Origin of the sequence: Massilia sp. CMS3.1, assembly GCF_051262535.1 — a bacterium.
In the GTDB taxonomy this organism is placed as follows: Bacteria; Pseudomonadota; Gammaproteobacteria; order Burkholderiales; family Burkholderiaceae_D; genus Telluria.
The window spans coordinates 204,204-219,020 of record NZ_JBIMES010000009.1; the positions used below are offsets into that span (position 1 = coordinate 204,204).

The 14,817-nt window shown below is 66.5% G+C and carries 12 protein-coding genes and 1 pseudogene; 4 read left to right on the top strand and 9 right to left on the bottom strand.

All coding sequences use genetic code 11. The annotated features are described in order from the left end of the window. Positions 1-272 precede the first annotated feature (272 nt). Positions 273-434: a hypothetical protein gene (locus ACHAC9_RS16235; RefSeq protein ID WP_435761199.1), complete on the top strand. Its 162-nt coding sequence runs from the start codon at positions 273-275 to the stop codon at positions 432-434. 55 nt (positions 435-489) lie between these two features. Here the strand turns inward: ACHAC9_RS16235 and ACHAC9_RS16240 are convergent, their stop codons facing one another. The 4 genes from ACHAC9_RS16240 to ACHAC9_RS16255 all read right to left on the bottom strand — a co-directional run bounded on the left by ACHAC9_RS16240 (position 490) and on the right by ACHAC9_RS16255 (position 5,867). Beyond that, complete coding sequence (locus ACHAC9_RS16240) at positions 490-1,320, bottom strand: cupin domain-containing protein (RefSeq protein WP_435761201.1); 831 nt, start codon at positions 1,318-1,320, stop codon at positions 490-492. A 142-nt stretch (positions 1,321-1,462) separates the two neighbouring features. After that, on the bottom strand, positions 1,463-3,247 hold the full coding sequence (locus tag ACHAC9_RS16245) for a glycoside hydrolase family 2 protein (RefSeq protein WP_435761203.1): 1,785 nt from the start codon (positions 3,245-3,247) through the stop codon (positions 1,463-1,465). A gap of 146 nt (positions 3,248-3,393) precedes the next feature. Beyond that, the gene (locus tag ACHAC9_RS16250) at positions 3,394-4,446 is read right to left on the bottom strand and encodes a glycosyltransferase family 9 protein (RefSeq protein WP_435761205.1); all 1,053 of its coding nucleotides are present in this window, start codon (positions 4,444-4,446) and stop codon (positions 3,394-3,396) included. A gap of 65 nt (positions 4,447-4,511) precedes the next feature. Next, positions 4,512-5,867, bottom strand: coding sequence for a N,N-dimethylformamidase beta subunit family domain-containing protein (locus tag ACHAC9_RS16255; protein ID WP_435761207.1), 1,356 nt, complete (start codon positions 5,865-5,867; stop codon positions 4,512-4,514). A gap of 278 nt (positions 5,868-6,145) precedes the next feature. On the opposite strand from ACHAC9_RS16255, the gene nudC reads away from it, so the two are divergent. After that, on the top strand, positions 6,146-6,964 hold the full coding sequence (nudC, locus tag ACHAC9_RS16260) for an NAD(+) diphosphatase (RefSeq protein WP_435761294.1): 819 nt from the start codon (positions 6,146-6,148) through the stop codon (positions 6,962-6,964). Here nudC and ACHAC9_RS16265 read toward each other — a convergent pair. Next, complete coding sequence (locus tag ACHAC9_RS16265; RefSeq protein ID WP_435761209.1) at positions 6,961-7,848, bottom strand: hypothetical protein; 888 nt, start codon at positions 7,846-7,848, stop codon at positions 6,961-6,963. The genes nudC and ACHAC9_RS16265 overlap by 4 nt on opposite strands. 147 nt (positions 7,849-7,995) lie before the next feature. Between ACHAC9_RS16265 and folE the strand changes: the two genes are divergently transcribed. Then, complete coding sequence (gene folE, locus ACHAC9_RS16270) at positions 7,996-8,562, top strand: GTP cyclohydrolase I FolE (protein WP_435761211.1); 567 nt, start codon at positions 7,996-7,998, stop codon at positions 8,560-8,562. A 70-nt stretch (positions 8,563-8,632) separates the two neighbouring features. Further along, positions 8,633-8,902, top strand: a pseudogene (locus tag ACHAC9_RS16275) (transposase); the annotation flags it as partial. Between the two features lie 237 nt (positions 8,903-9,139). Here ACHAC9_RS16275 and ACHAC9_RS16280 read toward each other — a convergent pair. The 4 genes from ACHAC9_RS16280 to ACHAC9_RS16295 form a co-directional block, all read right to left on the bottom strand. Then, entirely contained in the window at positions 9,140-9,562 is a 423-nt protein-coding gene (locus ACHAC9_RS16280; RefSeq protein WP_435761213.1) for a hypothetical protein, read from the bottom strand. A gap of 137 nt (positions 9,563-9,699) precedes the next feature. Beyond that, a complete protein-coding gene (locus ACHAC9_RS16285; protein WP_435761215.1) occupies positions 9,700-10,353 on the bottom strand; it encodes an HAD hydrolase-like protein in 654 nt (217 codons plus the stop codon). A 17-nt stretch (positions 10,354-10,370) separates the two neighbouring features. Then, positions 10,371-12,245, bottom strand: coding sequence for an AI-2E family transporter (locus ACHAC9_RS16290; RefSeq protein ID WP_435761217.1), 1,875 nt, complete (start codon positions 12,243-12,245; stop codon positions 10,371-10,373). Positions 12,246-12,345: 100 nt separating this feature from the next. After that, the gene (locus ACHAC9_RS16295) at positions 12,346-14,802 is read right to left on the bottom strand and encodes a PAS domain-containing protein (RefSeq protein ID WP_435761219.1); all 2,457 of its coding nucleotides are present in this window, start codon (positions 14,800-14,802) and stop codon (positions 12,346-12,348) included. Positions 14,803-14,817 lie beyond the last annotated feature (15 nt).

A 14,817-nucleotide genomic window follows, 5' to 3' on the forward strand; every position in this document is an offset into this window, starting at 1 on the left:
TTGGAAGCTTTAACGCTACCGTGGGCAGACGCTCAGCATGGTGAGGTGGCGCAATTGACTCCATGCAATAGCGAAAACAGACCATATACCTCTGTTAACGAGACGCCACCGAACCACCGCTGTGCCGAAGAGTGGAGCCTCTCGGACAGCACGCCCAAGCGCAGGGTTCAATCCAGTTAATTCAGAAATAATGCACACCACTGTTACCGCTGTCCCCGCCCCGGTCTCCTCGTCGCGCAGCTCGGTTCTCGCTCGCCCAGGGCCCGGTGGCCGTGGCCGGTGTCGCCAGCATGGCGTATAGCGGCACCCTGATGGGCCCACCCGTTATCGGCGCCATTGCGCACCAGGTCGGCATGCAGATGGCCATCGGCTATGTCGGCGGCCTGTCGCTGGTGATTGCCTTCGTTGCCCGCCGTACGGGCTTGCTCAAGTAAGCTTTTCGGATGGATGTGGCGCTGCTGCGGGGCACAGGCAACAGCCCCACTAAGGTCACGCGGCCAACACAACGTCCTTCAGCCACTGCCGTGGCGACGCCCCGACCATCGCCGTGAACGCCCGCGTGAATGCGGGCGCACTGGTGTAGCCGGCCTGGCTGCTGACCACTTTCACCGGCATCCCCTTCCTCAATAAATCCTGCGCGATCCCGATGCGCCAGCGCGTCAGGTATTCCCCCGGCGGCATGCCGACCACGTTCCTGAAATGCTCCGTAAACCGCGCACGCGACATGCACGCTTCGCGCGCCAGCGATTCGAGCTGCCAGGGTTCGTGCGGACGCGCGTGGATCGCGCCCAACGCCGGCGCCAGCTGGCGGTCGGCCAGGCCGGCCAGTAAACCAATCGACAGGGTTCCCGTTTCGAATTCGTGGCGCAGGACCTGGATCATCAGGACATCGCACAGGCGGTCGAGGATGACGTCGCGCCCCTGGGACTGGACGGCCGCTTCCGAGAACAGCAACTCCAGCGTGTGCCCAAGCGCGGGCAGGCCGGCCAGCGGCAGGTACAGGCATTCGGGCAGGGCGCGTGCCAGCGGATTGGCGCCGCCGTCTTCGAAGCTGATGTGGGCGCACAGCAGGCTGGCGCCGGCGCGTTCCGGAATTTCCAGTACGTGGGCCGTGCCGCGCGGATAAAACACCATCGCCGGCTGGTTCACCCGCAGCGCCGGGGCGCCTTCGTGGCGGAACACCACCGGGCCGCTACGCACCAGGTGCAACTGCCCGGCCGACTTGTCCTCGGCAAAGGCGTTCGAATCGCAAAAGACCCCGTTGAAAAATACCCGGGCACGAAACGAGTAACGGCCGACCAGCGACGAGATCTTGTCCATACGCTCCATTATTGAGATTAGCAGCCTATTCTGGACGATCTGCAATCTTTTGAGAAGCGAATTGACGAAATTGTTCAGCGCAGGTGGGGAGCGTCGCGCCATCAGCCGAGTTGACAAACACGGCTGATGGCGCGCAGTGTCGTTACGCGTTCGGCCAGAGCCGGCGGTGCAGGGCGGCGACCTGTTCCGGCGGCATGCGCGGCACGCGCTCGGCGGTGAGTAAGCCGTTCTGCTCGTGCTCGACATCGGTCAGCTGGGTGTAGCACAGTCCGGCGAGGAAGGGCAGCGAGGCCAGACCTTCCATCAGCGTGCAGTAGCGCTGCGCCAGTTCGTCTTCGTTGCGCACGTTGCCGTAGTGGTCGTACAGGCGGTCGCGCCGGCGTTCGGCCTGTTCCGGCGCCAGCAGGTAGCCGCCGACTTCGGAGAACACGATCGGCTGGCCGCGGTATTGCGCCCCCTGCAGGAACACGGCCTTGCCCTTGTGCCAGCCGGTATCCGGCGGAAGGCCGGACAGGCGCGTGCTGGCATAGCGTTCCAGCAGCGCCTCGACCGGGTGCGAATAATCGTGGATGGTGCAGACATCGGTGACGTCGGTGTGCTGCCAACCGTCGTTGTCGATGACGGGCCGCGTCGCATCGACCTGGCGCGTGCGCGCCACCATCCGCTCGAGAAAATCGTGCTGGTGCGGATGGCGCACGAGCTCCGGAAAACCGAAGCTTTCCACCACCGGTACCCAGGCCACGATCGCCGGGTGGTTCGCGTCGCGCATCACCGCGCGCAGCCACTCGATCTCGAGCCGCTCTTCGGACTCCTCGGACCACGAGCGCGCATTCGGCATCTCTTCCCACACCATCAGGCCGAGCCGGTCGCACCAGTACAGCCAGCGTTCGTGCTCGATTTTCTGGTGCTTGCGCACCCCGTTGAAGCCGAAACGCTTGGCCCAGGCGACGTCTTCGCGCAGCGCCTCGTCGTTCGGCGCGGCCAGCAGCGTGTCGGGCCAGTAGCCCTGGTCGAGCGCCATCAGCAGGAAAATGCGCTCGCCGTTCAGGTGGAACCAGCCATCCTTGAGCTCGATCGAGCGCAGGCCGGTGTACGACTCGACGCTGTCGACCAACTGGCCGTGGTGCAGCAGGCGCACCCGCAATCGGTACAGGTGCGGGTCGTTCGGGGACCAGGGGCGCGGATCGGGAATCTGCGCCCGCAGTTCGAGACAGGCGCTGCGGCTGGACGTGCGCGCCCTTGCGCAGATCTGCTCCGAGTCGAACCCGTCCAGTACGTCGAGTTCGGCCTCCCAGTCGCTCGAGGGACCGTGCAGGTGCACGTTGATGGCCAGCGTGCCGTCGGGACGCGATTCGGTCATGCGCAGGTAGTCGATGCGCAGCGCCGGCACGGGTTCGAGCCAGACGTTCTGCCAGATCCCGCTGGTGCAGTAATAGTAGATGCGCACCGGCGTGCCGGACGAGGATTGCTTGCCGCGCGGTTGATAGGGGTCCTGGCGGTCCTCGACGCGCACGGTGATGCGGTTGGTGCCGGCCTTCAGGTAGGGCGCGACGTCGAACGAGAAGGGCACGTGGCCGCCACGGTTGCGGCCCGCCACGCGGCCGTTGACCCAGACGTCGGCGCGGTAATCGACGGCGCCGAAATGCAGCAGCAAAGCGCCGCTGTCCCAGCCTTCAGGGACCTCGATACTGCGGCTGTACCACATGACTTCGTGGATCTCGCGACTGCCGATGCCGGAGGTCGCGGATTGGTAGGGGAAAGGGACCAGGATCCGCTGGGGCAGTTCGCGCCCGTCGAACCAGTGCGCGGACAAGCCGGCATTGGCGTCGTCGAAGGCGAACTCCCACCAGCCGTCGAGGCTGGCCCACTGCTGGCGCTCCATCTGCGGACGCGGATGGAGCGTGCTCGGGGTGTCGTAGCTGCGCATGATGTGGGTGTAACCAGGTGGGGGAGGGGGACTGCTGTTTGTTTTGCGCTATGCATAAAAGTGTACTCCCGAATTGCATGGAAATCTCAAGCTGTCGCCCGCTTGCCACATGTGTTTGTGGGCCCCCGTGCCGCGCTGCGCAGCTGCTAAAAATACGGCCACAATCCCGCCCTGCGTTGCCGGTGCGGGTCGGTACCGGCCAGCAGCACGCGTGCATGCTGGAGCACGGCTGCCGAGCGCTGTGCATCGGGGTCCCAGATGCAGCGGTGCTTGTCGCGGTCGAGCGGCGCCCAGCGCGCGATGTCGGCCTTGCTGAAGATGACCACGCTTTTCAGGCGCAAGCCGGCGGCGATATGCGACACGCCGGTGTCGTTGCAGACCAGCAGGCGCGCATTTTTCATGAGTGCCGCCATGGCCCCGATCGAGTTCAAGGCGGCGGCGTTGATCGCGCGTGCCTGCATGTGGCTTGCGGTTTCGCTGATCAGCTCCGCCTCGTCGGCCGACCCGGTCAGCACGACGCCGACGCCGAATTCGGCAGCCAGGCGGTCGGCCACTTCGGCGAAGCGCCGCGGCGGCCAGCATTTGTCGCGCTTGCGCGCGCCGGGATGGATGCAGATGTAATTGCCCGGGACGAGGCCGTCGGCAATACCGCTGGCCTCGAGCTCTTGCCGGTCTTCCGGCGCCACCGGGAATTCGAGATAGTCGCCGGCCGCGCTGGCGCCGAGGCGCTCGACCAGGCCCAGCAGGCGGTCCGATTCGGCCCCGACTGACGGATACGGAAACAGGACCGTGTGCTCGGTCGCCACCGTGTCGCCCATGGCGTAACCGGCCATTGCCCGCGCGCCGAAGCCGGTCACGATGTCATTGGCGGGGGTGCCATTGCCGTGCAATTGCAGCGCCAGCGTGAAGCGGCGCTCGCACATGCCGGCGTAGAAGGGCGTCAGTTCCGCGTGGCGCACCTCCTGTTCGGGCAGCAGCGGATGGCCGGGAAAGGGCACGAAGTCGTCGATGTAGCGGTGAAAACGGCGCGCGAACTGGCGCGCCCAGGGCAGGCCGACAAGCGTGATCCGGGCTTTCGGCAGCGAGGCACGCAGCGCCCGCAAGGCCGGCACGGCGCACAGCATGTCGCCCAGGTACAGCGCGCGAAAGACGGCGACGGATGTGATCTCGAGTCGATGCAGGAGCGGACGCCGGGACACGGTTTCCTCCATTGGATGAGGTCGAAGATTGGGCTGGGAAGCGCTCTGCCATGGCCACACGCGCGTCAGTAGAGCAGCAGGCGGTCGAGGACGTTGCGGGTGATGCGTTCTACCTGGCGGTCGCGCCCGTCGGCCAGCACCTGCGCCCAGTCGGTGGTGCCGGCCGAGAACACGGTACCGCCGCGTTCGAACAGGCCGAGCGTCGCCGCGTGCACGCCTTCGCCGGCCGCGTGGTGTTCGCGCGGCGGCAGGGCCTGCCAGCGACTGTCGAGCGGGCAGGCGGCCAGCAACTGGTAGCCAGCGGGCGTGCCGCCCTCGTCGGCCCACACGGACAAGGTCGCCTTGCCGCTGGCGCGCTCGAAGGTGTCGAGCGGCGCGCCATCGCATGCGCAACCGGCCAGCGGCGGCCAGGTATCGGCGCCGAAGGCGTCACCGCGCCGCAAGCCGGTCCCTGCGAACACCCAGTGGTCCGGCCGCTGGACGATGAAGCCGCCCGTCTGGCGCGCGCCATCCCACCATGCACCGCCATGGCGGTGGCTGGCGCCGGCCAGGTGGTCTTCAGGGCGCCCGGCGCCGCCGGCGGGCCACCACTGGTCGAAGGCGCCGCGCGCTCCGCCCTGGTGGCACACGAAAAAGCGGCCCTCGACCAGGTGCACGCGCCACCAGCACAACCTGGCGGCGAACCAGGCGGCATTCCCGCCCGCAGCGATAAAATCCTCGACCGCGCCGCGCGCCGTTTCGGTCCAGTATGCGTCGTGCCCGCTTGCAACCAGCAGCCGGTAGCGCAGCGCCAGTTGCGGATCGGCGTCGAGGTCGAGGTCGGTGCAGAATTCCGGGATGTAGCCCTGGCGCGCCAGCCAGCGGATGAAGCGCGCATCCCAATGCGCAAAGCTCTGGCGTCTGGAGGCGGCGTCGTAGTGGTCGGGCGCGCCCCAGGTCGGGCCGCCGATACCGCCGCCGGGCCGCGCCAGCGAGACACGTGCGCCTGGCGGCTCGCTTGACGCCGGCGGATCGCAGTCGTAGCAGCAGCCGCCACTGAGGTTGTAGGCGTGCCAGGTAGCCAGCGGCAGTTTGTACAGCATGCCGCCATGGCGGGCGCCGCGCACCACGAACAGGGCGGCCGCCGAACCGAGCGCGAGCGACAGCGGCAGCTTGCCTTCGGCCTCTTCGAAATGGGCGATGTAGACGGCGGAGCGCCAGTGCGCGGGCACCGGGAATTCGTAGGCGGGCCAGTCCCAGTCGTCGCCGGCGCCACGCTCGCGGGCCCGTTCCCCGGCTTGCCAGGACGAGCTGTGCATGGCTTCGAAGCCATCGTGCCAGCGATAGAAATGCACGCGAAAACGGCGGCTGCTGGTGGCGACATGCAGCACCAGGCGTTCGCCGGGCAGCACGCTGGCGCGGCCGGGATAGGCGCGGATCATGCCGGCTCCCGCTGCAGGACCTGGATGCAGTCAATGCCGGACATGACGAGTCCCTGGTCCATCGTCTTCTCCTGTGCTGGCGCAATGCGTTGTCCATCTTTGAGCAGGATGAGCTGCCGTTAGTTCGGCAGGCTGAATGCGGCTGACGCAGGTCTGGAGCGCTGGAGAATCAGGAAACCTCGGCGCACAATTGCGGTCTCAGGGAATGTGGCAAGGTCAACAGTGCGGCGGGCGCCGGTCGGGGTATGATGGGCCACCCACTTTCACCGCGACCCATGATGCTGAAAACGCCTTCGACCTTCACGCCGCTGATGGCACCGCAACACCACGCCGACCCGCTCAGCTTTCTCTTCCACGGTGGGCGCCTGCTGCTGCGCGAACACGACCTTGCATTGCCGGATGCCGCCACGCTGGCCGGGTTCAAGCTCGACCCGGCGAATGTCCAGCCGGTCGGGCTGCTGGGCGAACGCTATTGCCAGGCGGGCTGGGTCGAGAGCGAGGAGCTACCGGAGGGGTATGCATGGCGCGGCCTGCGTTCGCTGCTCTTCGAGCTCGACGAATCGATGCTGGGCCTGGCAGGGCGCGCGGCGCAGATCGCGGAATGGGCGCGCACGCACCGTTTCTGCGGCGCCTGCGGCCATCCGATGGCGCGCGTGGCGCATGAGCGCAGTTTCAAATGCAGTCACTGCGGACACCTGGCGTACCCGCGCATTTCGCCGGCGATGATGGTCTTGATCCGCAAGGGCGATGCCTTCCTGATGGCGATGCACGTCGCCTCGCCAAGCAAACGGTTTACGCCGCTGGCCGGCTTTCTGGAAGCGGGAGAATCGATCGAGGAAGCGGTGCACCGCGAGGTGTTCGAGGAGGTGGGGCTGCAGGTAACGAACTTGCAGTATTTCGCGAGCCAGTCCTGGCCCTTCCCGCACTCGCTGATGATCGCCTTTACGGCCGATTACGCCGGTGGCGAGATCCGCGTCGACCCGACGGAAATTGCGGAAGCGCGCTGGTTCGGTCCGAACGACGAATGGCCGGAGCGCGTGCCGCACATCTCTGTCTCAAGTGTACTGGTCGACGCGCACCGGCCTCCACACCGCTAGGTCTGATTAGTCATCGGCAGCGCCGGCGCGGCGCTCGCTGTCGCTACCTGCAGGTGGGCGCCGTCGTCCGGACGCGTCCCGGTGCTGCGCAACTGCACCGCGCGCTGCAGCAGGTCGAACCAGAACGGCGCGCCGAACAGCGTAGTGGACGCCGTTACGATCCAGCCGGCCGCCTGCAGGGCGAAGGCAGTGTCGAGTACCGGCGGAAAACTCTGCCAGCCGATCGGCAGCGCCCACAGCTGGCGCAACGTTTGCGCATCGAGCGCAAGCGGTGCGGCGCCGATGTGGGCCGCCAGCTGCGGCTGCTGCCACAGGGTGCGGAACAGGGCGATGCTGTCGATGTTGAACAAGATCGCCAGCAGCAGCGAAATCAGGAACGAGATCAGGAGCTGGCGCCGTTTATAGTTGCCCGACAGGCGCTGCATCGCATTGTCGAACCAGCCGGCGATCAGGTGCTGGAAGCGCTCAAGGTCGCCGCCGGCGCGCGCATACAGGCCCTGCAAGGCGCGCCGCACCTGCGGGTCGGCCACCGCATCGATATCGGCGCCCAGCCGCGCAAAATTGCCCGGCACGTGCCCGATGCTGTCGATCAGCGCGATCGCGAAGTAAACCGGTTCGATGTAGGATGGCCGGGCCGCCATGCTGCGCTCGTCGGCGACGCGTCCGTCGCTGTGCGGGTTGACCAGCGGATGCGCGTAGACCATTTGCGCCAGCGCGGTGAAACGCGGATCGTTGAGCATGCTTTTGATGCCCGCCAGCAGGGTGTTGGCACGCAGGCGAAATGCCGCCGCCAGCGCTTCCTGTACGGTGGCCACGATCAACGCGACCGTGCCGTAACAAAACGCCAAACCGATTGCCAGTTCCAGTACCGAGCTTCCGAACATAGGCCGCCTCCATCAGGGGTGTGAACGGATTCACGCTAGCCCATCGCTACAACAGAAGAGTCTGGTTTGCTCAAGAAAGGGGCAGCTCCCGGTCACCTTCGCCCATTTTCTATATACTTGCGGCAATCGTATTTTGAGGGTAAGCCCATGTCTCACAAAGAAGCATTCACCGAAAACGACTGGCGCCGTCTGCTGTCCAGCCTCGGTGAAGATCCGGACCGTCCGGGCCTGCACGAAACGCCGGCGCGCGTAACGAAGGCCTGGAAACACTGGACCTCGGGCTACGGCCAGGATCCGGTCTCCGTACTGAAGGCCTTCGAGGACGGCGCCGAGCAATACAACGAGCTGATCGTGGTGCGCGGCATCCCGGTCTACAGCCATTGCGAGCACCACATGGCGCCGTTCTTCGGCAAGGCCACCATCGGGTATTTGCCGAACGGCAAGATCGTCGGCCTGTCGAAGCTGACCCGCCTGGTCGACATCTTCTCCAAGCGCCTGCAAGTGCAGGAACGCATGACGATGCAAATCGCCAATGCGTTGATGGAAGTGCTGGAACCGAAGGCCGTCGGCGTGGTGGTGAAATGCCGCCACATGTGCATGGAAAGCCGCGGCATCCGTACCCAGGGCGAGGAGACGATCACGTCCTGCATGCTCGGTGAATTACAGCCGAACCTGGCGTTGCGCACTGAATTTTTAGCGCTCGCCCGGGATTAATCGACGGGCCGCGGCGCCCACGGGAACCTGTTCCGGAACTTCCCCTCAAAGCTAATTTGGGGAGAACGACATGGCCAGGCCCGAATTCCCCAGCGATATTGGGCGCGAGCAATTCGAGCTCGTGCGTGACATGCTCGAGGCGGCACGGCGCAAGACGCGTCCGCGCAAGCACGATCTCTACGACGTGTACTGCGCGGTGCTGTATTTCCTGCACACGGGGACTGCCTGGCGCAGCCTGCCGCGCGACTTTCCGCCCTGGCGCACCGTGCACGAATACTTTACCCAGTGGACCATGCTGCGCGATGCCGAACGCACGCTGCTCGAGCAGACACTCGACAAGCTGAACCGGGATGTCGAACTGGCGCAGCTGCATCGTTTAGTAAGGCCGCGATAACCAAGGGGTTCGCCTGCCGCGCCGCCGCTTGCTCGGGCGGCGCTGACGCGTTTGTGCGACGTTTCAGCAAACAGTTCAGTCTCGGCAATGAGGCGGGTTGATTTTTAACAAGATGTGGGCGGCTGCGTGCGCCTGGTATTGGCCGCGCCGATCGCGCGCGGCTGGCTGCGGCCTAAGCGCCTGTCACTTCGGCGCGGTTTCGGGCTCGGCATTCTCGAAGATCATTTTCTTGTCCTCGTCGAGGTGGAACAGGCCGAGCGGCCGGCCGGTCACCTGTTCCGGCGCTTCCATCTCGCTGCAGCCATCAAGCTCCACGCGCCAGGCCAGTTCACCGGCACGCAGCGTGTAGATGTTCTCGCCCGATGCAAACAATTCGACTTCCACGTCTGCCAGCGGCAGCTCGGCCAGCGGAATGCGGCGCTGGCAATCCGGCATGCGCGAGGCGAGCATGGCGAGCGTGATCTCCTTACTCCAGAAATATTCCTGCGTCGCGCGCACGCTCAGCGCGTGCTGGTTGCCGTCGATGTAATACGTGGCCGAGCTGTCGACGCAGCCGGCAAGCAGCAGGGGAGCGAGCAGGGCAGGGAGCAAATGAGGTGGGCGCATGCATGGGTTCCAGGTGGCGGCGCGACAGTTGGCGCGCCGGGGCCAGTATAGAACGCGGCTTTCTTGATGTGCAACTGTGAGCGCGTGGGCGGCGCCAGCGCAGCGGATGTTCGCATGCCAGGGTGGAGCCGACCACCCTACTGCTGCGCAGCCCGTTTCGCTTGCAGCGTCGAGATCGCCGCCAATGACGCCGGCAAGTCGAATTCGTGTTCGGGATCGACCTTGCGCAAGGCCTCGATCGGCGCATAGCCCCAGTGCACGGCGGCGAAGGCGACGCCGGCACGGCGCGCCGCATCGGCATCCGTCGCCTGGTCGCCGATGTACAGGGCCGAGGACGGCGCCACGGAGGCGCGCTTTAACACCTTGCGGATGCGCGCGGTTTTGCCGAAGATCGACATGCCGCATTCGTACTGGCTGATCAGGGCAGCCAGTTCCGGCCCCAGCACCTGGCGCACATTGTCTTCGGCGTTCGAGGAGACGATGGTCAGCGTGATGTCGCCGCGCGCCAGTTCGCGCAGGACGGCGTCAATCTCGGGAAACAGGGCTACCCTGCCGGCGTTTTCGCGCATCAGGGTTTTGAAACTGGCGGCGGCCAGCGGCAGCTTCCAGGCCGGCATGCCGACGTGGCGCATCATGTCGCGCGTGCCGTAGTGGCGCAGGCTGTCCACCTGCGCCGGGTCGATGCGGCGAAAGCCGTGCTCGTCGGCGATGCGGTTGAAGACGCTGAGCAGGAACGGCAGCGAATCGGCCAGCGTGCCGTCGAAGTCGAAGATAGCGAGTCGGTAGCTCATGCTCCCGATGATACACATCACGCCTGCTTGACGCGCTCCGGTACGACGAAGGCCAGGCTTTCCTCGAACGAGCGCAGCACCATGTCGACATGCTCCTGCACGATCGCCTGGTCGGCCGCCGTTTCGCCGAAGGGCAGGCGGATCGTCACCAGGAGCGCATTCGGCAGCCCCGCGCGCAGCTCGTCGGCGACACGCTGCCACTGATCGAGCGTGGACTCGACCGGATAGATCAGGAACACGGTCGAGATCAGGTCGGCCTTGTCCGGGCCCGGATTGTCCTGGTCGGCGCCGATCACCATGCTGCGCGCGTCGATGTCGAGTTCGCGCAGGGAGCGCACCAGCAATTCGGTCAGCAGGTCGTCGCGCTCGGTGCCCAGGCCCGCGCACAGCACGATGGAGTGGGAGGGCACGTCGAGCGAGCCCTGCCAGCGGCCGAGGCGCGCTTCGCGCATCTTGCGCAGGTGGGCGCCGACATTCGCGTCGAGCAGCGAGACGCGGCCTTTACGGCGTCGCTCGCTCCTTGGCGCGTTCGACACCGGCGTCAGCGTCGCGGCAACATCGGCGATCGTGGTGCGGATGTGGGCCACTTGCGTGGTCTCCAACTGGCCGGTGCGCTGCTCGGCGGCCGCCATCGAGATCCCCGGCAGCAGGATCTGGTCGCAATAGCGCGCGAAGCTGTGGCGCTCGAGATAGGCGCGCGCATCGGAAATGATACTGTGTGTCTCACCTGCGAGCACGCGCTGATAAAAACGCTGGGCCACGTTCACGTTCGGCACGTCGCCCAGCAGGATCGTCACCGGTTCGAGTGCGCGCACGTGGCGCCCGGCCACCACCAGGCAGAGCGTCAAGGGCGTCGACAGCAGCAGCCCGACCGGGCCCCACATCGCGCCCCAGAACAGGGCAGAGACGATCACCGCCAGCGGCGACAGGCCCGAGCTGTGGCCATACACCTTCGGTTCGACCACATGCGCCACGACCAGCTCGAGCGCCACGAACAGCGCCAGGCAGGACAGCGCCAGTGTCCAGCCCGGATCGATGGCGGCAACGAAGAAGGCAATCAGGACGCCAGCCACCAGGATGCCGAGGTAGGGCACGAAGCGCAGCAGGCCGGAGAGCGCGCCCCACAGCGCCGCATGCGGCACCCCGAAGGCCCACAACAGCACGCCGACCATTGTCCCGAAGGTGAGATTCACGGCGAACTGCGTCAGGAAGAAGCGCGACACGCCGCGCGTCGCATCCGACAGGGCGCGCACCGTGCGGCTGATCTCGGCCTGCCCGGCCAGGCGGATCACGCGGTCGCGCAGGGATTCGTGCTCCAGCAGGATGAAGATCAGGAGCACCAGCACCAGGCCTGTTTCGCCGATCGGCCCCCAGGCCAGTGCGAACAGGCGCGACAGGGTGTCGCGGGTGGTCGCGCGCGGCGCGCGGATCTCGACCGGCAACGGTTGATTGGCGCCGGTGGTGAGCGTGCCGCGGCGCACGGTGACGGGCGGCGGCGGCGGCAGCGGAGACTGGGGCGCCACCGCACTCAGTTCGGCTTCCAGGCGCGCGAACGGGCGCTCGGTGATTTCGCGCACGCGCTCGATCTTCGAGCGGATCGCGGCGCGGTATTCCGGCAGGTCGCGCGTCACGGCGACCAACTGAAAAGCGAGGATGGTGCCGACGCCGACCACGCAGGTACCGGCCAGCAGCACCGAGATCAATGTGGCCGGCAGGCGCGGCAGGCCGATGCGGCGCAGGGAGCGGATCAGGGGGGCCAGCACGAGACTCAATATCGTCGCCAGCGCCAGCGGTTCCAGCACGTCGCGGCCGAAGTACAGCAGGCCCAGGACGCAGGTGGCGGTGACGACCGAACTGGCGGTCAGGTTACTGAACAGGCTTGAATCGCGCATCGGGAACGAATAACTCCGGCAGTGCTGCTGCGTTGGCTGGCGCCGGCGTAGGGTGAACACCCCGGCGCCAGCAGTCTAGCATCAATGCCAACCCGGCAGTTCAGGCCACGCTGGTCTGCATCTCGAGTGCCGCGAGCAGGCGCGCCGCCTCGACCGGCTTGACGAAATGGCGGTCGAAGCCGGCCTGGCGCGACGATTCGCGGTCGCTCGACTGGCCGTAGCCGGTGAGCGCGAAATACACGGCACCGCTGAGGGTCGGCTGTGCGTGCAACTGGCGCGCCAGTTCGTGGCCGTCGATCTGCGGCATGCCGATGTCGAGGATGAACACGTCCGGCACAGACGCCAGCGCCGCTGCGAGCACTTCGCGCGGATCGTTGATGGTCTGCACAAGGTGGCCGGCCGCGTTGAGCAGGGCCGACAGGGTGGCGGCGGCATCGACGTTATCGTCGACCAGCATGATGCGCAGGGTGCGCCTGGATGCGACGAATGCCGGCGCAGGCGCGGCGGGGCGCGGCAGCTGGGTGGCGGCCGGCAGTTCCACTGTAAACGTGCTGCCCGTGCCTGGCCCGGCGCTGTGCGCGGCGACCGAGCCGCCATGCATCTGCACGATGTTTTTTACGAGCGCCAGGCCCAGGCCGAGGCCGCCCTGGGCCCGGTCCGGCGTGCGCTGGCCCTGCACGAACAGGTCGAACACATGCGGCAGCAGCGCCGCCTCGATGCCGTTGCCGTTGTCGGTGACGGCGATGCGCACCATGCCCTCCCTGACCTCGAGTGCCAGCGTGATCTGGCCGCCGGGCGGCGTGTACTTGGCGGCGTTCGCCAGCAAATTCGCGGTGACCTGGATCAGGCGCGCGCGGTCGCCCAGCACGCCGGCCGGGGCCGAGCCGAGCTGCAGTGCCAGCGTGTGGCGGCCGGTTTCGACCAGCGGGTGCACCTGTTCGGCCGCGCTGGTGACAACCAGTTTCAGGTCCACCGGCGCTTTTTCCAGTTGCACCATGCCGCGCGTGACGCGCGAGACGTCCAGTAAATCGTTCACCAGCGTCGTCATGTGGCTGACCTGGCGCGAGATCACCTCGCTGTACTGGCGCACCTTGTCGGGGTTGTTCGGCGCCAGGCGCAGTACCTGGGCCGCCGCGCTGATCGGCGCCAACGGGTTGCGCAGCTCGTGCGCCAGCATCGCCAGGAACTCGTCCTTGCGGTGGTTTGCCTCCTGCAGCGCTTCCTCGTTCAGTTTCGCTTCGTGGATGTCGGTATCGGTGCCGAGCCACTTGACGATGTCTCCACCGTCGCTACGCAGCGCCAGCCCGCGCGCCAAGATCCAGCGGTACTCGCCGCTGTGGTGGCGCAGGCGGTAGGTCATTTCGTAGGGCTCGCCGCTGGCGACACTGTGCGTCCAGCGTTCGCGGCCGCGCTGCTGGTCGTCCGGATGCAGCATGTCTTCGGCCCAGGTGCTCCCTTCGGCGGTCCCGGCCGCGCGGCCGACAAACTCATAAAACTGCGCGTTGTGATAATCGATCGTACCGTCGGCTAGCGCCGTCCACACCATCTGCGGCATTGCATTCGTGATCGTGCGAAAACGCAGCTCGCTGCCCTTGAGCTCTTCTTCGAAGCGCTGGCGCTCGGTGATGTCGCGCGTGGTGCCGGCAATGGCCTCGACCTCGCCGTCGGGTCCGAGGATCGGCACGAAAATGTAGTCGTAGACGCGCCGCCCGAAGGTGCCATTGAAAGGCACTTCGCCGCGGATCGGCGCCTTGGTCGCCTTGACCTCCTGGATCTCGCGGTCGTGCATGGCCGCGTGCCAGGGCTCGTAACCCAGTTCCCAGCAGGTCTTGCCGACCGCTTCCTCGAGCGTCTTGCCCCACATTTGCAACAGCACCGCGTTCGCATACGTAAAACGGTGCTCGAGGTCGAACACGTAGACCAGGTCCGGCGTATTCGACAGCACCGTCTCGTACAGGCGGCGCTGGCGTTCGGATTCGTCGGCCATGGAAGCCAGTTCGCGCGCGGCGGCATCGTGGCGCCCCTGGTTTTCCTGTTCGCGCAGGTGGCGCTCGGTGAGCAGGGCCAGCAGGTCCGTAAAATAGGCGATCGCGCCGCCCAGGTCGGCCGTTGGTGCGCGCTGGGTCGCATGGAAGAATGCGAGCGTACCCAGCACCCTGCCGCCCGGCGAATGCAGGGGGAACGACCAGCACGAGCGGATGCCATGGGCCTCGGCCACGGCAAGATAGGGAGCCATCAGCGGTTCGTCGCGCAGGTCCTCGACGATGACGATCCGGCCCGTATGGGCGGCGCGTCCGCACGGGGGCCCTGCCGGGCAAACCGGCAGCTGCACCAGCGCCTCCGTCAGCGCTGCCGGTATCCCGCTCGCAGCCGCCAGGCGCAGGCAGCGTGCCGGCGCGTCCATCAGGTAGACGGAGGCCCAGCTTGCCTCATTGATCAGGCGGCGCGCCTCGTCGAGCAGGCTTTGCAGGATGACGTCGTAGGAGGCGCCACGTACTGCATCCGACAGGACGTGCTTCAGCCCGTCGAAACTCAAGCCTGCTTGCTGGGACTTCATCGTGTGTGCGCCATC